Origin of the sequence: Escherichia sp. KTE31 (genome assembly GCF_000407925.1) — a bacterium.
Lineage (GTDB): Bacteria > Pseudomonadota > Gammaproteobacteria > Enterobacterales > Enterobacteriaceae > Escherichia > Escherichia ruysiae.
The window spans coordinates 587891-608741 of the sequence record NZ_KE136722.1 but is presented as its reverse complement, the minus strand read 5'-3'; the positions used below and the strand labels follow the sequence as shown (position 1 = coordinate 608741).

At 50.1% G+C, this 20851-nt stretch carries 21 protein-coding genes and 4 tRNA genes; 14 read left to right on the top strand and 11 right to left on the bottom strand.

What is annotated here, in order from left to right:
• Positions 1-27: 27 nt before the first annotated feature.
• From WES_RS17910 to holD, 6 genes are all read right to left on the bottom strand, one after another.
• A complete protein-coding gene (locus WES_RS17910; protein WP_000490275.1) occupies positions 28-189 on the bottom strand; it encodes a DUF1328 domain-containing protein in 162 nt (53 codons plus the stop codon).
• 126 nt (positions 190-315) lie between these two features.
• Positions 316-921 carry a molecular chaperone OsmY gene (gene osmY / locus WES_RS17915; RefSeq protein ID WP_016159438.1) on the bottom strand — a complete coding sequence of 202 codons (606 nt, stop codon included), beginning with the start codon at positions 919-921 and terminating at the stop codon, positions 316-318.
• Positions 922-1323: 402 nt separating this feature from the next.
• Entirely contained in the window at positions 1324-2913 is a 1590-nt protein-coding gene (gene prfC, locus WES_RS17920; RefSeq protein WP_000175939.1) for a peptide chain release factor 3, read from the bottom strand.
• A 90-nt stretch (positions 2914-3003) separates the two neighbouring features.
• Positions 3004-3681 (bottom strand): pyrimidine 5'-nucleotidase, encoded by a 678-nt coding sequence (gene yjjG / locus WES_RS17925; RefSeq protein WP_000870712.1) that lies wholly within the window; start codon positions 3679-3681, stop codon positions 3004-3006.
• Between the two features lie 14 nt (positions 3682-3695).
• Positions 3696-4142 (bottom strand): ribosomal protein S18-alanine N-acetyltransferase, encoded by a 447-nt coding sequence (gene rimI / locus WES_RS17930; protein WP_001092450.1) that lies wholly within the window; start codon positions 4140-4142, stop codon positions 3696-3698.
• Positions 4111-4524 (bottom strand): DNA polymerase III subunit psi, encoded by a 414-nt coding sequence (holD, locus tag WES_RS17935; RefSeq protein ID WP_000204035.1) that lies wholly within the window; start codon positions 4522-4524, stop codon positions 4111-4113. The genes rimI and holD overlap by 32 nt, the downstream gene beginning before the upstream one ends.
• A gap of 102 nt (positions 4525-4626) precedes the next feature.
• On the opposite strand from holD, the gene rsmC reads away from it, so the two are divergent.
• The 5 genes from rsmC to WES_RS17960 all read left to right on the top strand — a co-directional run bounded on the left by rsmC (position 4627) and on the right by WES_RS17960 (position 6400).
• A complete protein-coding gene (rsmC, locus tag WES_RS17940; RefSeq protein WP_001272354.1) occupies positions 4627-5658 on the top strand; it encodes a 16S rRNA (guanine(1207)-N(2))-methyltransferase RsmC in 1032 nt (343 codons plus the stop codon).
• A gap of 300 nt (positions 5659-5958) precedes the next feature.
• Positions 5959-6045 (top strand) — tRNA-Leu (locus WES_RS17945).
• 33 nt (positions 6046-6078) lie between these two features.
• Positions 6079-6165 (top strand) — tRNA-Leu (locus WES_RS17950).
• A gap of 28 nt (positions 6166-6193) precedes the next feature.
• Positions 6194-6280: transfer RNA gene (locus tag WES_RS17955), tRNA-Leu, on the top strand.
• Positions 6281-6313: 33 nt separating this feature from the next.
• Positions 6314-6400 (top strand) — tRNA-Leu (locus tag WES_RS17960).
• A 38-nt stretch (positions 6401-6438) separates the two neighbouring features.
• Here the strand turns inward: WES_RS17960 and WES_RS17965 are convergent.
• Positions 6439-6675: a DUF1435 domain-containing protein gene (locus WES_RS17965; protein WP_016159439.1), complete on the bottom strand. Its 237-nt coding sequence runs from the start codon at positions 6673-6675 to the stop codon at positions 6439-6441.
• Between the two features lie 140 nt (positions 6676-6815).
• Here WES_RS17965 and fhuF point away from each other — a divergent pair, with 140 nt between their 5' ends.
• Positions 6816-7604: a siderophore-iron reductase FhuF gene (gene fhuF, locus WES_RS17970; protein ID WP_016159440.1), complete on the top strand. Its 789-nt coding sequence runs from the start codon at positions 6816-6818 to the stop codon at positions 7602-7604.
• A 37-nt stretch (positions 7605-7641) separates the two neighbouring features.
• Here fhuF and bglJ read toward each other — a convergent pair whose 3' ends face one another.
• Together bglJ and WES_RS17980 are read right to left on the bottom strand one after the other, a co-directional pair.
• Positions 7642-8319 carry a DNA-binding transcriptional activator BglJ gene (gene bglJ, locus WES_RS17975; RefSeq protein WP_016159441.1) on the bottom strand — a complete coding sequence of 226 codons (678 nt, stop codon included), beginning with the start codon at positions 8317-8319 and terminating at the stop codon, positions 7642-7644.
• On the bottom strand, positions 8277-9002 hold the full coding sequence (locus tag WES_RS17980; RefSeq protein WP_016159442.1) for a helix-turn-helix domain-containing protein: 726 nt from the start codon (positions 9000-9002) through the stop codon (positions 8277-8279). The genes bglJ and WES_RS17980 overlap by 43 nt, the downstream gene beginning before the upstream one ends.
• A gap of 617 nt (positions 9003-9619) precedes the next feature.
• Between WES_RS17980 and WES_RS17985 the strand changes: the two genes are divergently transcribed.
• From WES_RS17985 to opgB, 6 genes are all read left to right on the top strand, one after another.
• Complete coding sequence (locus tag WES_RS17985) at positions 9620-10390, top strand: threonine/serine exporter family protein (protein ID WP_010351504.1); 771 nt, start codon at positions 9620-9622, stop codon at positions 10388-10390.
• Entirely contained in the window at positions 10381-10854 is a 474-nt protein-coding gene (locus tag WES_RS17990; RefSeq protein WP_000525340.1) for a threonine/serine exporter, read from the top strand. The genes WES_RS17985 and WES_RS17990 overlap by 10 nt, the downstream gene beginning before the upstream one ends.
• 106 nt (positions 10855-10960) lie before the next feature.
• On the top strand, positions 10961-11500 hold the full coding sequence (gene dnaT, locus WES_RS17995; RefSeq protein WP_010351507.1) for a primosomal protein DnaT: 540 nt from the start codon (positions 10961-10963) through the stop codon (positions 11498-11500).
• A gap of 2 nt (positions 11501-11502) precedes the next feature.
• Positions 11503-12240, top strand: a complete 738-nt coding sequence (gene dnaC, locus WES_RS18000) for a replicative helicase loader DnaC (protein WP_000799917.1) — start codon at positions 11503-11505, stop codon at positions 12238-12240.
• Positions 12241-12288: 48 nt separating this feature from the next.
• Positions 12289-12780, top strand: a complete 492-nt coding sequence (gene yjjA, locus WES_RS18005) for a DUF2501 domain-containing protein YjjA (protein WP_016159443.1) — start codon at positions 12289-12291, stop codon at positions 12778-12780.
• Positions 12781-13034: 254 nt separating this feature from the next.
• Positions 13035-15326 (top strand): phosphatidylglycerol--membrane-oligosaccharide glycerophosphotransferase, encoded by a 2292-nt coding sequence (opgB, locus tag WES_RS18010; protein WP_024195088.1) that lies wholly within the window; start codon positions 13035-13037, stop codon positions 15324-15326.
• 119 nt (positions 15327-15445) lie between these two features.
• Here the strand turns inward: opgB and WES_RS18015 are convergent, their stop codons facing one another.
• On the bottom strand, positions 15446-16468 hold the full coding sequence (locus WES_RS18015; RefSeq protein ID WP_016235147.1) for a zinc-binding alcohol dehydrogenase family protein: 1023 nt from the start codon (positions 16466-16468) through the stop codon (positions 15446-15448).
• Positions 16469-16606: 138 nt separating this feature from the next.
• On the opposite strand from WES_RS18015, the gene WES_RS18020 reads away from it, so the two are divergent.
• The gene (locus WES_RS18020) at positions 16607-17521 is read left to right on the top strand and encodes a GntR family transcriptional regulator (protein ID WP_000091592.1); all 915 of its coding nucleotides are present in this window, start codon (positions 16607-16609) and stop codon (positions 17519-17521) included.
• Between the two features lie 218 nt (positions 17522-17739).
• Complete coding sequence (locus WES_RS18025) at positions 17740-19101, top strand: MFS transporter (RefSeq protein WP_016159447.1); 1362 nt, start codon at positions 17740-17742, stop codon at positions 19099-19101.
• 49 nt (positions 19102-19150) lie between these two features.
• On the opposite strand, the gene tsr is transcribed toward WES_RS18025, so the two are convergent.
• Positions 19151-20812: a methyl-accepting chemotaxis protein gene (gene tsr / locus WES_RS18030; RefSeq protein WP_016159448.1), complete on the bottom strand. Its 1662-nt coding sequence runs from the start codon at positions 20810-20812 to the stop codon at positions 19151-19153.
• Between the last annotated feature and the right edge of the window lie 39 nt (positions 20813-20851).

Here is a 20851-nt window from a genome sequence, read left to right as displayed (position 1 = left end):
GATAAAATTTTCTTAATGGTCTGAAATCTAGGGTCGTTTTCGGCCCATGAACAAACTCACCAGGAACAGAATAATCCCGACGACAAAGACAATTTTAGCTGCGCCTGCAGCGGTACCGGCCAGACCACCAAACCCAAGTGCGGCGGCGATTAACGCGATAACCAGAAATATGATGCCCCAACGAAACATAAGCGTCTCCTTTACCATAGTTAATGTCACCGCTTGATATGAGCGTGAAAATCACTCAATGCGATATTTTTAGTGTGGTGCACATCGCGCCTCCCGACAAAGTTCGGGAGGACGAATTACGACGAATTACTTAGTTTTCAGATCATTTTTAACGCTTTTCACACCATCTACCGCTTTGGCGATACTTTCAGCACGGTCGCTCTGTGCCTGGGAATCGACGGTACCGGAGAGCTGAACCACGCCGTCGGTGGTTTCAACTTTCACATGACGGGAAGGGACGATATCGTCCGCCAGCAGTTTGGCTTTGATTTCACTGGTGGTGGCAGTGTCACCCGCGTAGCCCTTCACAGAGCCTTCTTTAGCGTCGCGAACGTGCAGTTTGTCACTGACGGAGGTCACGCCTTCAACGCCTTTCGCCACTTTCACTGCCTCTTCGGCCTGTGCCTGGCTTTCAACAAATCCGCTTAACGTCACGACTTTTTGATCGGTTTTGACAGAGATATCAGTGCTCTTGATATTTTCATGATCCACCAGAGCTGCCTTCACTTTCGCAGTGATGGCGCTGTCATCCATGAAATTACCGACTTTATTCATAGAGCTATCGACTTTTTGCCCTGCGCTTTCATTGGTGGTCTGCGCGTTGTTTTCCGCATAGGCAGAACCGGTCGCGACGGCAGAGGTCAACATCACAGCCAGCAGAGTTTTCGAAATCTTCAGTCTTGTCATAGTCATCGATTTATTCCTGTATGTTTGCTCGTAATTTGAGCCAGGCAACACGAGGTTGCATTGCTGAATAGGGAGAGACTTCACCCTCGACAGAAGTCAATGGTCGCCATCACAAAAGCGATGGGTGATGAATAACGACCGTTACAGCTTCTGAATCAGTTATTAATATCAATCGAATGACAGTTAACGGTTTTAAATACTGTTACCTACGTACATAACGGTATTTAACGCCGACACAAATGTCATTGCTTTGTTAAATATAGATCACAATTTTGAAACCGCTCGCCGTATCGACTAAAAAGCGAGCAAACATAAGCGAAAGCGAATGTTTTAAGAACATTCCGCAAGCGGCTAATAAGGAAGGAAAATTGACAGGGCGCAGCGGCTGCCGCGCCCTGGAGGCAAGAATTAATGCTCGCGGGTCTGGTGGAATTGAACGTCCGGATAACGCTCTTGCGCTAAGCGCAGGTTAACCATGCTGGTGGCGATGTAAGCAAGGTTATCGCCGCCATCGAGCGCCAGTTGGCTTTCGTTCTTACGCTTGAACTCTTCGAATTTCTTCGCGTCCGCGCATTCTACCCAGCGGGCGGTGGTGACGTTGACTGACTCATACACCGCTTCGACGTTGTATTCGCTCTTCAGGCGCGACACCACCACATCAAACTGCAGTATACCAACCGCACCGACGATCAAATCGTTGTTGGAGATGGGACGGAACACCTGCACCGCGCCCTCTTCGGAAAGCTGTACCAGCCCTTTGAGCAGCTGTTTTTGCTTCAGCGGATCTTTCAGGCGAATACGACGGAACAGTTCCGGTGCGAAGTTCGGAATACCGGTGAACTTCATCATCTCACCCTGGGTAAAGGTGTCGCCGATCTGAATAGTGCCATGGTTGTGCAGACCAAGGATGTCGCCCGGATACGCTTCCTCAACGTGCGAACGGTCGCCCGCCATAAAGGTCAGCGCGTCGGAGATCACCACATCTTTCGCGGTACGCACCTGGCGCAGCTTCATGCCTTTTTCATATTTACCGGATACCACACGCATAAACGCCACGCGGTCGCGGTGTTTCGGGTCCATGTTGGCCTGAATTTTAAATACGAAGCCGGTAAATTTATCTTCGCTCGCCTCTACGGTACGGGTATCGGTCTGACGCGGCATCGGCGCAGGCGCCCACTCAACCAGACCATCCAGCATATGATCGACGCCGAAGTTACCCAACGCAGTACCGAAGAATACCGGGGTGATTTCACCTGCAAGGAACAGCTCTTTGTCGAACTCGTTAGACGCGCCTTTCACCAGTTCCAGTTCGTCACGCAGCTGCTGTGCCAGATCTTCACCGACCGCAGCGTCGAGATCCGGGTTGTTCAGCCCTTTAACAATGCGTACTTCCTGAATGGTGTGGCCTTTACCGCTCTGATAGAGATAGGTTTCATCTTTATATAGGTGGTAAACGCCTTTAAACAGCTTGCCGCAACCAATCGGCCAGGTAATCGGCGCACAACCGATTTTCAGCTCGTTTTCAACTTCATCAAGCAGTTCCATCGGGTCGCGGATATCACGGTCAAGTTTGTTCATAAAGGTGAGGATCGGCGTGTCACGCAGACGGGTAACTTCCATCAGCTTGCGGGTACGATCTTCAACACCTTTTGCGGCGTCGATAACCATCAGGCAGCAGTCCACCGCCGTCAGGGTACGATAGGTATCTTCCGAGAAGTCTTCGTGCCCTGGGGTGTCGAGCAGGTTAACCAGGCAGTCGTGATACGGAAACTGCATCACAGACGTAGTAATGGAGATCCCACGCTGCTTTTCCATCTCCATCCAGTCCGACTTAGCGTGCTGGTTGGAACCACGGCCTTTTACTGTACCGGCGGTCTGAATAGCCTGTCCGAACAGCAGCACCTTCTCGGTGATGGTAGTTTTACCGGCGTCCGGGTGAGAAATAATGGCAAAAGTGCGGCGCTTCGCCACCTCTTGCAAATAAGGAGACAACGTCATAATTCTTTCTTCTTGAGTAAGCGGCATCGCGCCGCGCTTGTTGAAAACGAAAAATTGCGGCTATTTTACCCATCATCGGGGGGGAGGCAATCAGTGTTTACACAGGAGCTGCTCCAGTTCGTGCAACGAAGAAACGGTCCAGGTGGGCGCGATGCCTTCTGGTTGCTCGCGATTGTGCGCATTCAGCCAGCAGGTCGCAAGCCCGGCATTGATGCCACCGAGAATATCGGACTCAGCGGTGTCACCAACCATCAGCACACGTGAACGGTCAGGATTGCCCGCCTGTTCCAGCGCATAATCGAAAATTTTCTTATTCGGTTTGGCAACGCCAACTTCTTCGGAAATCACCAGCAAATCGAAATAATCACGCAGCCCCGTGCGTTCCAGACGCACCTGTTGCAAGGCGCTAAAGCCGTTGGTGATGATGCCGATTTTGGCGTTGCCACGAATGGCGTTAAGCAGGGAAACCGCCCCCGGCAGCGGCGTACATATTTCCGCCATCGCATTAATGAAGGCCTCGTTGAGTTTACCCGGCTCGACGTTCAGCCGTTCGGCCCAGCTCTCAAAACGCCCGTGCTGGAGCTGTAATGAAGTGATCGCGCCGTTTTGATAATCCACCCACAGTGGCTTGTTAACGGCCTGATAGTCCTGAAAATCTTCAGCGGTAAAGGTGACGCTGTAATCAAGAAACATCCGCTGCAGGCCGGTGAACGAGTCAAAAGTAAACAGCGTTTCATCGGCATCAAAGAAAATCCAGTCCCACTTCATTATTCCACCTTGTCTTACATACTGATTGGCAACGCCATGATGATGGCGTCTTCTCGACCGTCCGTGGTGGGGTAGTAATTGCGGCGAATCGTCGCCTCGTTAAAGCCTAAACTTTCGTACAGGGCAATGGCGGCAGCATTTGAAGCACGGACTTCCAGCCATAGCGTCGCCACGCCGCGTTTTTCCAGTTCGTCGATCAGATGTTCAAGCAGCGCCCTTCCCAGTCCCTGACGCTGATAGTCGGGATCGACCGCAATATTGAACAATGTAGCTTCATCCAGCACCACTTGCGTAATCGCAAACGCCGCCATTTTACCGTTTTGCGTTAACTGAAAGTTGAGATAGCGTTCGCCCTGATTGCTGGCAAAGGTTTTCTCACTCCACGGAAAGGCATGGGCGCGTTGTTCAATGTGGAAAGCCGCAGGTAAATCAGTCGTTTCGAGGGAAGAAATCGTGTTCATATGTGCAAATTTGTTGCCATAACGCGGCGCGTGCCGTTGGGTTTGCCCGTAATTCGGTGAGCGCCGGTGATGCCACCTGAGCGCCTTCCAGTGACAGCGGTTCATCAGTGCCCAACCGCCAGCTATTGCAGCGACTGCCTTGCGGCAGCATCGCGATTTTTTCTGGCGTCAGTTGCAGCACTTGATCAGGGCTGACGGTTAATGCGCGCAGAACATCGCTCACCAAGGGATCGGTCAGGGCGGGAAGATCGTTTGCCACCATCACCAGACGAACGTGTGCGGGGATCGCAATGGCGACCTCTCCCTGCAACGCGCCAGGGCGACGCAGCGACCACTGGGTAATGCCCAGCTGCTGTAACTGCCAGTCTCGTCGGGATGTCATAGCGAATCGCTCCTGTTGTCAGGGGCGCAAATATAGCAAATTCGTCGATACCGCGCCAACATATGGCTATAATCGCCGCCAGTATCAATTGAGGAGCATTCCATGTCTGCATTTACCCCGGCAAGTGAAGTCTTGCTGCGCCACAGTGATGATTTCGAACAAAGCCGTATTCTGTTTGCCGGTGACTTACAGGATGACCTGCCCGCGCGTTTAGATACCGCGACCAGTCGTGCTCATACCCAGCAATTCCACCACTGGCAGGTATTAAGCCGCCAGATGGGAGATAATGCCCGTTTTAGTCTGGTCGCCACGGCAGATGACGTCGCAGATTGCGATACGCTGATTTACTACTGGCCGAAGAACAAACCGGAAGCCCAGTTCCAGTTGATGAATTTACTTTCTCTGCTGCCGGTGGGGACAGATATTTTCGTCGTTGGCGAGAACCGCAGCGGCGTGCGCAGCGCCGAGCAGATGCTGGCAGATTATGCGCCGTTGAATAAGGTAGACAGCGCCCGTCGCTGTGGCCTCTATTTTGGTCGTCTGGAAAAACAGCCGGTGTTTGATGCCGATAAATTCTGGGGCGAATACAGCGTCGATGGCCTGACGGTCAAAACGCTGCCTGGCGTGTTTAGCCGCGACGGTCTGGATGTCGGTAGCCAGTTGCTACTCTCGACGTTAACTCCGCACACGAAAGGTAAAGTGCTGGATGTCGGCTGTGGCGCGGGTGTGCTTTCAGTTGCCTTTGCGCGCCATTCGCCGAAAATTCGTCTCACTCTGTGCGATGTCTCTGCGCCAGCGGTAGAAGCCAGCCGCGCAACACTTGCGGCCAACGGTGTTGAAGGTGAAGTCTTTGCCAGCAACGTCTTTTCCGAGGTGAAAGGTCGTTTTGATATGATCATCTCCAACCCACCGTTCCACGATGGGATGCAAACCAGCCTGGATGCAGCACAAACGCTGATTCGCGGTGCGGTGCGTCATCTTAATAGCGGCGGCGAGTTGCGAATTGTAGCGAACGCCTTCCTGCCTTATCCGGACGTGCTGGATGAGACATTTGGCTTCCACGAAGTGATCGCGCAAACCGGACGCTTCAAGGTGTATCGCGCCATTATGACCCGCCAGGCGAAGAAAGGTTAAGTCTCTCGCCGCAAGCCTTGTTGGATGCGGCGTGAACGCCTTATCCAACCTACCAAACCTGCTCGTTAGCCCTTTGTAGGCCAGATAAGACGCACCAGCGTCGCATCTGGCATCCATTGCCACATGCCATGTCGGATGCGGCGTGAACGCCTTATCCGACATACAAAACCTGCACGTTAGCCTCCTGATGACCATTTTTCCAGCAATTACGCATCAGGCGATAATTAACTATTGACGAAAAGCTGAAAACCACTAGAATGCGCCTCCGTGGTAGCAATTCTTTTTAAGAATTGATGGTATGCGAAGGTGGCGGAATTGGTAGACGCGCTAGCTTCAGGTGTTAGTGTTCTTACGGACGTGGGGGTTCAAGTCCCCCCCCTCGCACCAACAACCACGTTTCAAAAAAAGTAAGATGACTGTGCGAAGGTGGCGGAATTGGTAGACGCGCTAGCTTCAGGTGTTAGTGTCCTTACGGACGTGGGGGTTCAAGTCCCCCCCCTCGCACCAAAAACCACGTTGATATTGCTCGCACTGGGCGAAGGTGGCGGAATTGGTAGACGCGCTAGCTTCAGGTGTTAGTGTTCTTACGGACGTGGGGGTTCAAGTCCCCCCCCTCGCACCAACGAGGCGATATCAAAAAAAGTAAGATGACTGTGCGAAGGTGGCGGAATTGGTAGACGCGCTAGCTTCAGGTGTTAGTGTCCTTACGGACGTGGGGGTTCAAGTCCCCCCCCTCGCACCAATTATCTTTACTTCCTCTCTTGTTTCTTCCCTGCTTTATCATCCCTGATTCCAGTTTATTATCATCAGCATGACACCAGAAATAAGCGCCAGGCACGATGGTAGCAATACATAATGCCGTAGTTGTTTGTGATACAGCATCACCGGCGTCAGCACTAATCCCATCACAATGACAATCCGCCACTGATCCGGCGATAAATCCGCATACATCAGCCCTGCAATCAGCAATCCCGGCAGCAACACTCCCCAGCCACTGCCCAGCATACGTTGCAACATGATTTTATCTCTCAAAGTGATAATGATAATCAATATCATATGATAATTTTTGTCATTTTCAAGCCAGAGAAATCCCTTGCTATCGGGTAAACCTATCGCTAGGATTAGCAATCATTATCATTTAGATTACCATCACGATTATGACCTATCGTTCCGCACCGCTTCCTGAAGATGTCATCTGGCGAACGCATCTCCAGCCGCAGGATGGTGGGCTTGCACAAGCCGTACGTGCGACGATCGCCAAACATCGTGAACATTTGCTGGAGTTTATCCGCCTGGATGAACCCGCCCCGCTTAACGCCATGACGCTGGCGCAATGGTCATCACCGAATGCGCTAAGTTCTCTACTGGCGGTCTATTCCGATCATATCTACCGCAACCAACCGATGATGATCCGCGAGAACAAGCCGCTGATCTCGTTGTGGGCACAATGGTATATCGGCCTGATGGTGCCACCATTAATGCTGGCGCTGCTGACGCAGGAAAAAGCGTTAGACCTTTCCCCGGAGCATTTCCACGTTGAGTTTCACGAAACCGGACGCGCCGCCTGTTTCTGGGTCGATGTGTGTGAAGACAAAAACGCAACAACACATTCTCCACAACAGCGAATGGAAACGTTAGTCAGCCAGGCGCTTGTCCCGGTAGTGCAGGCATTAGAAGCGACTGGAGAGATTAACGGCAAACTTATCTGGAGTAATACCGGCTATTTGATCAACTGGTATCTGACAGAAATGAAGCAGTTGCTCGGCGAGGCGACGGTTGAATCGCTCCGCCATGCCCTCTTTTTTGAGAAAACGCTCACCAGCGGCGAAGACAATCCACTCTGGCGTACCGTGGTACTGCGCGACGGCCTGCTGGTGCGCCGTACCTGCTGCCAGCGTTATCGCCTACCGGATGTGCAGCAATGTGGCGATTGTACGCTGAAATGAAAGCACTGCCGGGGAAGTAAACCCGGCATCATGCGGATTAATAGGGATGCAACACATTACTTGCTTCGCAATGCCGCATACATAACAGAATATCTGCGGCCTCCAACAACCCTGCATCAGAACTGACGCCCAGTTTCGACATCACATTAAATTTATGCGCGCGGATCGTTTTGATATTGCGTTTAAGCTGCTCGGCAATTTGTGTCATTGAGTAGCCACGCGACATAAAACGCAATATTTCTCTCTCCGTTGGGCTTAACGTCCGACTTTGGTTAATGTACCACTGATTGTTCAGCCGATCGGTTGCCTGACGCACACCATTTAATGACAAAAATAACTCCTGATGAAAAACTTCCAGCGTCGATGCTTTACTTAATACTCCGTCCAGTGGTGATGGAGATAATGAACCGATCAACCGTGCTTCAATATCATCATCTGCAATAACCAAACGTCGGGTACGCGGAAATTTAATCGCCAGCTCAGTCAGGCAAGATAATCCTTCTCTGCGCTCACTTCTCATGGCAGAAAAAGAAAAAATGACCGCCGCAAACGAGAACCGCGACATGGCATCCTGAAACGACTCCTGGCTGGTATAGGTGTGGAGCTTATAAGGGTTACCCGCAAACTTTCTGAATAAACTCTCAATACCGATACTGCTCATGACGCATTTTTCTATAAGTGCGACATTTCTCTTCTTAATTCGGTTGTGTTCCATTCTGCGGCATCTCCATAAACAGAAGGCAAGTTAAGTTCTCTTGCACCCTGCGCGCTATTTATCCATGCATACATCTCAGCATTGCTGTGAATTGCCAGCCGACGCATCGCACTGTTTTTTTGTGCGCTGATAGTTTTATTACTTTTCTTGAGCAATGAAGCTATCTGGTTGATGCCCCATCCTTTGCCTAACAGCCGCAGTACCTTGCGCTCTGAAAGGGTCAGAATGACGGTGCGATAGCTAAAATCCTGAGTTTCAGTCATTGCCGGAGAGGTCAGCATGGCGCTGATACGATCCGCATACGCATTGCCGGAACGAACGGTCTTAACCAGATTCTCAATGGGTTCGACATCGGACAGTAACGTCGCTGTTGGGCACATAAGCAGTTCTACTGCCGGGGAGTACCAGGCACGTGAAACCATGAAAACCCAATGTATTTCCCGGTATTGTGAGATCAATGAATAGTAATGTTCACAAACGGAACGCGGGTCTTCCGTTTCGCCGGATAAATCGGCAATCACTAACCCAGCACGACGTAATTGTAATAAGGTCAACTCCTCCGCAGAGGCGCTACTCGTTATTTCATATTCAGGTAGATGGGTCCTCATGACCTCTTTTAATCCTGCCTGCATAACGGGTATTTTACTGATAACAATTCCATTTTTGCAGCATCCTGGCAACATATATCCTCCATATCCACTCTCTATAAATCATGATGGTTTAATCAGGATATTCATCCCTCAAATGATTCCAGCAAATTAATAGATCTAGCGAATAAATTATCCTTAGCATTCACTTTCATATCAGTTTACCCCTGACACACCAAAAATCCTTTGTATGTTTCAGGAGGCTAGCATCAAATAATAACCTGGTAAAATACCTCTGACACATTTAAAATATCTAAATTATGTTGTTAGAAATACTTAATCAAAAACCGCAAATCCAATCAGTTTACGATATCATTCAAAATAATGACCAAAGGCGAAATACAAGGCCTTTAGTCCGAAAGAACAACAAAAAAAGCAATAAAAACTGAAAGATATTTCTTATCCAGATTCGAAAAATTGATTTCTCCTGCTATTAGCTAAACAAGTAAAAACAAAAATATAAATTCATTTCAGTGATAATATTCATGAGGATATTTATTTGACCTCCGACGTAGATCGCTTCCTGTGGCCATAACCAGAATTAATCAGCGCAATTTTGATCTTAACCAACCCCAAAACAACCGCGCTTCATGATACAAATGGGGTCTCATTATTTGAACAATACGCAGCACGTCTATGACAAAGGGCGAGTTATGCAAACTGAGCAACAGCGAGCCGTAACACGGCTATGTATCCAGTGCGGATTATTTCTTTTGCAGCACGGGGCGGAAAGTGCGCTGGTGGATGAGCTTTCTTCACGACTTGGGCGTGCGCTGGGGATGGACTGCGTTGAAAGCTCCATCTCTTCCAACGCAATTGTGCTGACCACCATTAAAGATGGTCAATGTTTAACCTCGACACGTAAAAATCAGGATCGCGGCATTAATATGCATGTGGTTACTGAAGTACAGCACATTGTGATTCTGGCGGAACATAAATTGCTGGATTGCAAAGGTGTGGAGAAGCGTTTTAGTCAAATACATCCTCTGCGCTATCCGCGTTGGCTGGTAGCCCTGATGGTTGGACTTTCTTGCGCCTGTTTCTGCAAACTGAATAACGGTGGCTGGGACGGCGCGCTGATTACGTTCTTTGCCAGCATGATCGCCATGTACATCCGTCAACTGCTGGCACAACGCCATCTTCACCCGCAGATAAACTTTTGCCTCACCGCATTTGCCGCCACCACGATTTCCGGCCTCCTTTTACAACTTCCGACATTCAGTCATACGCCTACCATAGCGATGGCGGCCAGCGTTCTGTTGCTGGTGCCGGGCTTTCCGTTGATTAATGCCGTCGCCGATATGTTTAAAGGCCACATCAATACCGGGCTGGCACGCTGGGCAATTGCCAGCCTGTTGACGTTGGCTACCTGCGTTGGCGTGGTGATGGCACTGACGATTTGGGGACTACGCGGATGGGTATGATCGAATTTCTCATAGCGTTGGTGCAGGATATGATCCTCGCGGCAATTCCTGCGGTCGGATTTGCGATGGTATTCAATGTTCCGGTTCGGGCGTTACGCTGGTGTGCGCTGCTTGGCGCGATTGGTCATGGTTCACGAATGATCTTAATGACTACCGGGCTGAATATTGAGTGGTCAACCTTTATGGCATCTATGCTGGTCGGCACCATTGGTATTCAATGGTCGCGCTGGTATCTGGCGCATCCAAAAGTCTTTACCGTGGCGGCTGTTATCCCCATGTTCCCTGGCATTTCTGCTTATACAGCAATGATTTCAGCTGTAAAAATCAGTCAGTTAGGTTATAGCGAGCCGTTGATGATTACCCTGTTAACCAACTTTCTTACGGCATCATCAATTGTTGGTGCATTATCCATCGGTCTTTCCATTCCTGGATTATGGTTGTACCGCAAGCGCCCTCGCGTATAAAATTGCCTCGCTTAAAGCACACGGATGAGAGACAGCCTCCTTTCATCCGTGTGTTACTATAAAAGTAATCTCCCTTCTCGTTCATCGTTCCATATTGAGAAACAGTATGTCTTCCAGAGTTTTGACCCCGGACGTCGTTGGTATTGACGCCCTGGTACACGATCACCAGACCGTTCTGGCAAAAGCTGAAGGCGGAATGGTTGCCGTATTTGCTAACAACGCTCCGGCGTTTTATGCCGTCACGCCCGCGCGTCTTGCTGAACTGCTGGCGCTGGAAGAAAAGCTGGCACGTCCGGGAAGCGATGTCGCTCTGGACGATCAACTCTATCAGGAACCGCAAACTGCCCCCGTTGCCGTACCGATGGGAAAATTTGCCATGTACCCAGACTGGCGACCCGATGCCGACTTCACTCGCCAGGCCGCGTTGTGGGGCGTGGCACTAAGAGAGCCCGCTACCGCCGAAGAACTGGCCTCATTCATTGCCTACTGGCAGGCGGAAGGCAAAGTCTTTCACCATGTACAGTGGCAGCAAAAACTGGCGCGCAGTCTGCAAATTGGTCGCGCCAGCAACGGCGGCCTGGCCAAACGAGATGTGAACACGGTCAGCGAACCTGACAGCCAAATTCCACCAGGATTCAGAGGGTAACGATGAAAAACGTTGGCGACCTGATGCAACGCCTGCAAAAAATGATGCCTGCCCATATCAAACCCGCCTTCAAAACGGGTGAAGAACTTCTGGCGTGGCAGAAAGAACAAGGGGCGCTCCGCTCCGCCGCTCTGGAGCGCGAGAATCGGGCGATGAAAATGCAGCGCACCTTTAACCGCTCCGGCATTCGTCCGCTGCATCAGAACTGTTCCTTTGAGAACTATCGTGTTGAATGCGAAGGGCAGATGAATGCGTTGAGCAAAGCGCGTCAGTATGTCGAAGAGTTCGACGGCAACATCGCCAGCTTTATCTTTTCTGGCAAGCCGGGCACCGGTAAAAACCATTTGGCGGCGGCAATCTGCAACGAACTACTGCTGCGCGGCAAATCGGTATTGATTATTACTGTTGCCGATATTATGTCGGCGATGAAAGATACCTTCAAAAATAGCGGTGCCAGTGAAGAACAACTGCTCAACGATCTGAGCAACGTTGATCTACTGGTGATCGACGAGATCGGCGTGCAGACCGAATCTAAATACGAAAAAGTGATCATCAATCAGATCGTCGATCGTCGCTCTTCTTCCAAGCGCCCAACCGGAATGCTGACAAACAGCAATGTGGAGGAAATGACGAAGTTGCTGGGCGAGCGTGTTATGGATCGTATGCGCCTGGGTAACAGTCTGTGGGTGATCTTCAACTGGGACAGTTATCGTAGTCGGGTAACGGGTAAAGAGTATTAATCCCCATTCCCGGCGTTATACTGCGACAAAATTCCACCTTGAGTAATGATGATGAAAACTGTTAAACACCTTCTGTGCTGTGCAATTACCGCCAGCGCATTAATTTCCGCCGGGGTGAATGCCGCTTCCTGGAAAGATGCGCTCTCCAGCGCCGCCAGCGAGTTAGGCAATCAAAACACCACACAGGAAGGCGGCTGGTCGCTCGCTTCATTAACTAACCTGCTTAGTAGCGGCAATCAGGCATTAAGCGCAGATAACATGAACAATGCCGCAGGCATTCTGCAATACTGCGCGAAGCAAAAGCTGGCTTCGGTGACCGATGCGGAAAACATCAAAAACCAGGTACTGGAGAAGCTGGGTCTGAACAGCGAAGAGCAGAAAGAAGACACCAACTATCTGGACGGCATTCAGGGTTTGCTGAAAACCAAAGATGGCCAGCAGCTTAATCTGGATAACATCGGTACGACTCCGCTGGCGGAGGAAGTGAAAACCAAAGCCTGCGATCTGGTATTAAAGCAAGGTCTGAACTTTATCTCTTGATCCGCATAACGCCGCGTTTTAGCTGTTAATCGGCTGGCGCGGCAATCCCCTTCTCTTTTTCCCACTTCTGACGCTTTCATCCCCTGCTATGCGCGAAACAACCTCGATCAAAAAAGTCTGTTTATAAACTAATTCCTAACAACATCGCATTTTTTTGACACTAGAATTGCAGCAATATGGCAGCGCCATTACATTGTGTTTCTCAAAAAATCTTAAGCATCGGCTACACAGCCTGGTTTAGTGAGGATCGCCCGTTGTCAGAACTACTCTCATTTGCCTTGTTTCTCGCCTCTGTGCTGATCTACGCATGGAAAGCGGGACGTAACACCTGGTGGTTTGCCGCCACGTTAACGGTGTTAGGGTTATTTGTCGTTTTAAATATTACCCTGTTTGCCAGCGACTATTTTACTGGCGATGGTATTAACGACGCGGTTCTCTATACCTTAACCAACAGCCTGACCGGTGCAGGCGTCAGCAAATATATCCTGCCAGGTATTGGCATTGCACTGGCACTGGCAGTCGTTTTCGGTGCACTGGGCTGGATCCTGCGCCGCCGACGTCATCATCCGCACCATTTTGGTTACAGCCTTTTGGCGCTCTTGCTGGCACTGGGTTCTGTCGATGCCAGCCCGGCGTTTCGTCAGATAACAGAACTGGTGAAATCCCAGTCGCGCGACGGCGATCCGGACTTTGCGGCTTATTATAAAGAACCGTCGAAAACCATTCCTGACCCGAAACTCAACCTGGTTTATATCTACGGAGAAAGCCTCGAACGCACCTATTTTGACAACGATGCTTTCCCGGATCTCACGCCTGAACTGGGCGCGCTGAAAAATGAAAGTCTGGATTTCAGCCACACGCAGCAGTTGCCGGGAACGGACTACACGATTGCGGGCATGGTGGCTTCCCAGTGTGGTATTCCGCTTTTTGCTCCATTTGAAGGCAACGCTTCTGCATCCGTTTCCAGCTTCTTCCCGCAGAACATCTGTCTGGGCGATATCCTGAAAAACTCGGGTTATCAGAACTATTTCGTACAGGGAGCCAATCTGCGTTTTGCCGGTAAAGATGTGTTCCTGAAATCACACGGCTTCGACCATTTGTACGGCTCGGAAGAACTAAAAAGCGTGGTCGCAGACCCGCATTATCGCAACGACTGGGGATTCTACGACGATACCGTGCTGGATGAAGCATGGAAAAAATTTGAAGAGCTTTCCCGCTCTGGTCAGCGGTTCTCACTGTTTACCCTGACGGTCGATACCCATCACCCGGATGGTTTTATCTCTCGTACCTGTAATCGCAAAAAATATGATTTTGACGGTAAACCGAACCAGTCATTCAGTGCGGTAAGTTGTAGCCAGGAGAACATCGCGACGTTTATCAACAAAATCAAAGCGTCACCGTGGTTTAAAGATACCGTCATCGTCGTCTCTTCTGACCATTTAGCGATGAATAACACGGCGTGGAAATACCTCAATAAGCAGGATCGCAATAACCTGTTTTTTGTCATCCGTGGCGACAAACCGCAGCAAGAGACGCTGGCAGTGAAGCGCAACACGATGGATAACGGCGCTACGGTACTGGATATCCTTGGTGGTGATAATTTTATCGGCCTCGGACGCAGTAGCCTTTCTGGTCAGTCAATGTCAGAAGTGTTCCTGAACATGAAAGAGAAAGTACTGGCGTGGAAGCCGGATATCATTCGTCTGTGGAAATTCCCCACCGAGATAAAAGAATTTACCATCAATCAGAATAAAAACATGATCGCCTTCTCGGGTAGTCATTTCCGTTTGCCGCTGCTGCTGCGGGTTTCAGACAAACGAGTGGAACCGCTGCCAGAAAGTGAATACTCCGCTCCACTGCGTTTCCAACTGGCCGATTTCGCCCCACGTGATAATTTCATCTGGGTTGACCGCTGCTACAAAATGGGGCAGTTGTGGGCGCCGGAACTGGCGCTTTCTACCGACTGGTGTGTTTCACAGGGGCAACTTGGCGGGCAACAAACTGTGCAGCATGTCGATAAGCCAGAATGGAAAGGTAAAACGGCATTTAAGGACACGGTCATCGACATGGCACGCTACAAAAGCAATGTCGATACACTGAAGATTGTCGATAACGATATTCGCTACAAAGCAGACAGTTTCATCTTTAACGTCGCGGGTGCGCCGGAAGAGGTGAAACAGTTTAGCGGGATTTCCCGTCCGGAGTCGTGGGGTCGCTGGTCTAATGCACAGCTTGGCGATGAAGTGAAAATCGAGTACAAGCATCCGCTGCCGAAGAAATTTGATCTGGTGATTACCGCCAAAGCCTACGGTAATAACGCCAGCCGCCCCATTCCGGTACGCGTTGGCAATGAAGAACAAACCATTGTGCTGGGCAACGAAGTGACCACTACTACGCTGCATTTCGATAACCCAACCGATGCCGACACCCTGGTGATTGTGCCGCCGGAACCCGTCGCAACCAACGAAGGGAATATTCTCGGTCACTCGCCGCGTAAACTCGGTATCGGGATGGTGGAAATTAAAGTGGTGGCGCGTGAAGGATAAACACTGACGGATTTACAGGTCGGATAAGACGCGTAAACGTCTTATCCGACCAACAAAACATTATTGATAAATAAAAATAGTGTCCAACACTGCATAGCCACTTTACCAGTCACTCATTATCAGAAAGTAACCACACCCTTAATCAACTCACGATTGTTAATCACATCGCGCTCATAGGTTTCTGCCAGCGTGGCGAACGGATAGCGATGGGTTAACATCATGCCGGCAGTGATCTTCCCTTCCGCCATCAGTCGCCAGACTTTCGCAAAATCTTCCGGCGTAGCGTTACGGCTGCCCATTATTGTGGCCTCTTTTTTGTGGAATTCTGGATCAGAGATTTGCAAATCGCCTTTAAACAGGCCGACAAAGACGACCGTGCCACCGTGGCGAATCAGATTAACAGTGTTATTCATCGCATGTTGATTACCTGTCGCGTCGATCACTTTCTGCACCAGAGAGCCACCAAATTGCGCGCGCAGTTGGTCATCAAAATCTTCTGCGAACGGATCAAGCACGGGCAACTCCAGACGCCTTATCACATGCTCACGCCGCGCCGGACTGGTATCGACCACCACCACCTGTGCGCCATCAACTTTAGCGATTGCCGCCGCGCCAAGACCGATTGGCCCCGCCCCGACCACCAGCACCTGCTCGCCAGGCGCAACTGCCGCGCGGCGCACCGCATGAGCACTAATGGCGAAGGGTTCAATCAACGCTGCCGCCTGTGGGTCGATGCCGTCTGCGGGCAAAATGTTCGCTTCTGGCACGCTTAAATACTCACTAAAACCGCCATCCTGATGCACTCCTATGACCGAAATGCTTTCACAGCAGTTGGTGCGACCACTTTTACACGCCGGGCATTGCTGACAGGCGATATAAGGGATCACTGCAACTTGCTGGCCATTTTTGAGATCAGCAATATCTTTACCTAATTCAACAATCTCTCCACATATTTCATGGCCTAACACGCGTGGATAACTAAAAAATGGTTGATTTCCACCCCAGGCATGAATATCAGTACCACAAATTCCGACAGACTTAATCTTTATCAATACTTCATCGCCACCGGGAATTGGCATTTCATATTGTTTCCAGACTAATTCTTTCGGTTTCTGGCAAATTAATGTATTTATCTTAGGCATAATTCTGCTCTCCATTTTTTGTTGTCTTAGATATCAATGAAAATGAAAAATGCCAGTGAAATAGAAAATCTATTTTGTGAAAATACACGCATAAAAATGTTTTAAATCGGGTTTTAATAGCGCGACAAGGAGAAAAATATGAGTCGCTCACAAAATTTACGCCATAATGTGGTTAACCAGTTTATTGATGAGATGGTATGTGGTCATATCCCTTCCCCACTCCCATCGCAAAGCTCACTAGCGGAAATGTACAACGTCAGTCGCACCACGGTGCGTCATGTTCTCAGCCACTTACGCGAATGCGGTGTCCTGACGCAGGTCGGGAATGACCACGTCATCACGCGTAAACCTGATCACAACGATGGTTTTGCCTGTCCCGCAGCTTCGATAAGTGAGCAAGACAAAGTATTTGAGCAGTTTTTTTTCACGATGATAAATCAGCGTCAGTTATTGCCTGGTGAAACTTTTTCTGAGCTGCAACTGGCGCGAGCGGCAGGTGTCAGCTCGATTACGGCAAGAAAATATCTTTTAAAATTATGGTGCTATAACCTCACCCAAAGCGAAAAACGCGGTCAGTGGAGGATAAAGCATTTCGATCAATCCTACGCCGAGCAGCTTTTTGAACTGCGCGAAATGTTGGAAACGCGCTCAATCCAGCGTTTTCTCACCCTGCCTGATAATGATCCGCGCTGGTTTCAGGTGAAAACCATGCTCGAACGCCACCGAATGCTGCGTAACAACATCGGCAGTAATTTTCACACGTTCTCGCAACTGGACAGAGAGTTCCATTCCTTATTGCTTTCAGCCACTGACAATATCTTTTTCAATCAATCCATTGATATTATCTCCGTCATCTTTCATTTCCACTATCAATGGGACGAAAACGATCGCCGGCAGCGCAATATCATAGCCATAGATGAGCATATGACTATTCTCAGTGCTTTGGTTTGCCGCAGCTATGTGGATGCTACGCTTGCACTACGTAACCATTTGAATTCAGCTAAACAAGCGATGATTCGTTCCATCAAGAAGAACAAGCGGTACGTTTATTAAATACAGATTAAAAACAGCAAACTATTAGTTTGTGCACGGTTTTATCAAAATATAAACACCCGAAATTTCCGACTTACCTATGCTCGCAACCAGTCGACTATAAATGTTTTCTTGTGAGCGGTAGTGAAATCCTAAAGATTTCATCTGCCATTAATATTAACCCTGCGCAATACATAATTACGCAAATAATTAATATATTATAGATACAGGAGTTCGGCGTGGAAAAAGAAAATATTACCCTCGATCCGCAATCTTCCTTTCGCTCAACGTCGTCGGTAGATATCCCCGTGCCACCAAATGGATTAATTCAACGCAGTCCACGAATTAAACACATTCAAACCACCGCCATGTTGTTATTATTTATTGCTGCGGTAATAAATTTTCTCGATCGCAGTTCGCTGTCGGTAGCGAATGTAACTATTCGTGGAGAACTGGGGTTAAACGCCACCGAGATGGGCGCTTTACTCTCCGTGTTCTCGCTCTCTTACGGGATTGCGCAATTGCCCGCAGGCATACTGCTGGACCGCAAAGGCCCACGCCTGATGCTGGGGCTAGGGATGATCGTCTGGTCGCTGTTTCAGGCAATGTCTGGCATGGTGCACAGCCTGGCGCAGTTCGTGCTGATGCGCATAGGTATGGGGATCGGCGAGGCTCCCATGAACCCGTGCGGTGTTAAAGTGATTAACGACTGGTACAACATCAAAGAACGTGGACGCCCGATGGGCTTTTTCAACGCGGCCTCCGTCATTGGTATTGCCATAAGCCCGCCGATTCTGGCAGCGATAATGCTGGCCATCGGCTGGCGTGGGATGTTTATAACCATCGGCTTACTGGGCATTTTTCTCGCCATCGCCTGGTTTATGTTCTATCGCAACCGCGAGCAGGTGGTGCTGACCGCCGCTGAACAAACCTATCTCAACGCCGGTAGCGTCAATACCCGCCGCGACCCACTCACTTTTGCCGAATGGCGCAGCCTGTTTCGTAACCGCACAATGTGGGGAATGATGCTCGGTTTCAGTGGTATGAACTATGCGGGGTGGTTGTACATTGCCTGGTTGCCAGGTTACCTGCAAACAGTCTATCACCTGGATTTAAAAAGCACAGGCTTGATGGCGGCAATACCTTTCCTGTTCGGTGGGATCGGGATGCTACTCAACGGATATGTGACTGACTGGCTGGTCAAAGGAGGGATGAAGCCGATTAAGAACCGTAAGCTCTGTATTGTTACCGGGATGTTCATTTCAGCCGCCTTTACTCTGGTAGTACCGCAAGCGACAACCCCCATGAGTGCGGTTCTGCTGATTGGCATGGCGCTGTTCTGCCTTCACTTTGCTGGAACCTCCTGCTGGGGGCTGGTTCACGTAGCGGTCGCTTCTCGCATGGCTGCGTCAGTGGGCAGTATCCAGAACTTTGCCAGCTTCATGTGTGCCTCATTAGCACCGATTATTACCGGTTTTATTGTCGATACCACTCACTCATTCCGTCTGGCGCTACTCATCTGCGGTTGCGTCACTGCAGCAGGCGCGCTGGCGTACATCTTCATGGTACATCAACCCATTAGCGATCCGCATAAAGAGTAATCTCCCCTTGCCCGATAAGTCATCGCTTATCGGGCATTTTTTGTGGCAATTAAAACGTTTCCCAGTTATCCCCGCTATCAGCCACTACCGCTTTACGCGACACCACCGGTGCCACCGTTTTTACCGCCAACGCTTCGCGCTGACGCTGTTGCTCTTGCTGAATACGAAATACAGCCACAGCTTCAGTCAGGCGGCTGGCCTGCTCTTCCAGCGCGGCGGCGGCAGCGGCAGACTCTTCCACCAGCGCAGCGTTCTGTTGTGTTACCCGATCCATCTCGACAACCGCTAAACCAACCTGATCGATACCGCGACTCTGCTCATCTGAAGCGGAGGCAATTTCGCCCATGATATCGGTCACGCGGGTCACGGCGCTGACAATCTCCGCCATAGTTTCCCCGGCGCTTTCGACGAGTGTCGATCCGACATCCACTTTGCCAACCGAATCTTCAATCAGACTTTTAATTTCACGCGCCGCCTGGGCACTACGCTGAGCCAGATTACGCACTTCTCCCGCGACCACCGCAAAACCACGACCTTGTTCACCCGCGCGTGCTGCTTCGACCGCCGCATTCAAGGCCAGAATATTAGTCTGGAAAGCAATGCCGTCGATGACGCTGATAATATCGGCAATTTTCTGCGAGCTTGTGGAAATATCGCGCATGGTTTGTACCACGCTATCGACCACATTACCGCCACGTTGTGCCGTTTCGGAAGCACTTAACGCCAGATGGCTTGCCTGTCGCGCGTTCTCGGCATTCTGTTTCACTGTCGCAGTCAATTGCTCCATGCTGGCTGCCGTCTCTTCTAACGAAGCGGCTTGTTGCTCAGTGCGTGAAGAGAGATCGTTATTACCGGTAGCGATTTCGCTGGCTCCGCTATAGATGGCATTAGCACCATTACGCACATCACCCACGGTACGTACCAGTTCACTTTGCATATGGCGCAAACTCTCTGCCAGTTGCCCCACTTCATTAGAGCCGTCTACCTCGATCGGTTTCACCAGATCGCCGCCAGCAATATGACGAATGTTGTCGATCAGGCGATTCATCGGCGCCACCAGCGACGTTTTAATACCAAACCAGACGGCGAAGATAACCGCCAGTACGACAATCAGCACACCCGCCAGCACCCACATTGCCTGGTTAAAGGCAGCATTATTATCGGTGACGGCGATGTCATAGAGACGATCGTTTTGCTGCATGTACGCCATATACTGCTTCTCGAAACCGTCCTGATATCCCTGAGTAGGTTGGTCAAAAAACTCGTTGATTTTGCCCGCCCCTAACAACTGGATCAGCTCCGCCAGTGCATTGTGATAGATATCGTAATTACGTTTGATCTCCGTGGCAGCCGCTGTGCTCTGATGCAAGTCTCGCGGTAATGCTTCGTAATCTGCCCAGTTTTTTTCCGCTTGTTTCAGCGAAATAGTGGCACTCTGCATCAGCTCGGCGACGGTCGAACCGCTGCCAATATTGTTCTGATCCATCATGTAGCGGATACCCGCACGGTTGAGGGTGTTACGCGTCTGCAACAACGCAACCCAACTGCCATTTAGCGTAGATTGCTGCTGGCGAATGGTTTGTAAGACGGAGAGATTTTCTTTGTCCTTTTTTAAAGCGTTAAAGAACAGGCTGCCTGATGTCAGTTGCAAAAGGCCGAAAACGGCCAAAACCAGCAGTAAGCTGGTCACGATCCTGATACGTTTTAACATGGTTTCTCTTTTCCTGTTGACCGATAGCAGGATTTTCGG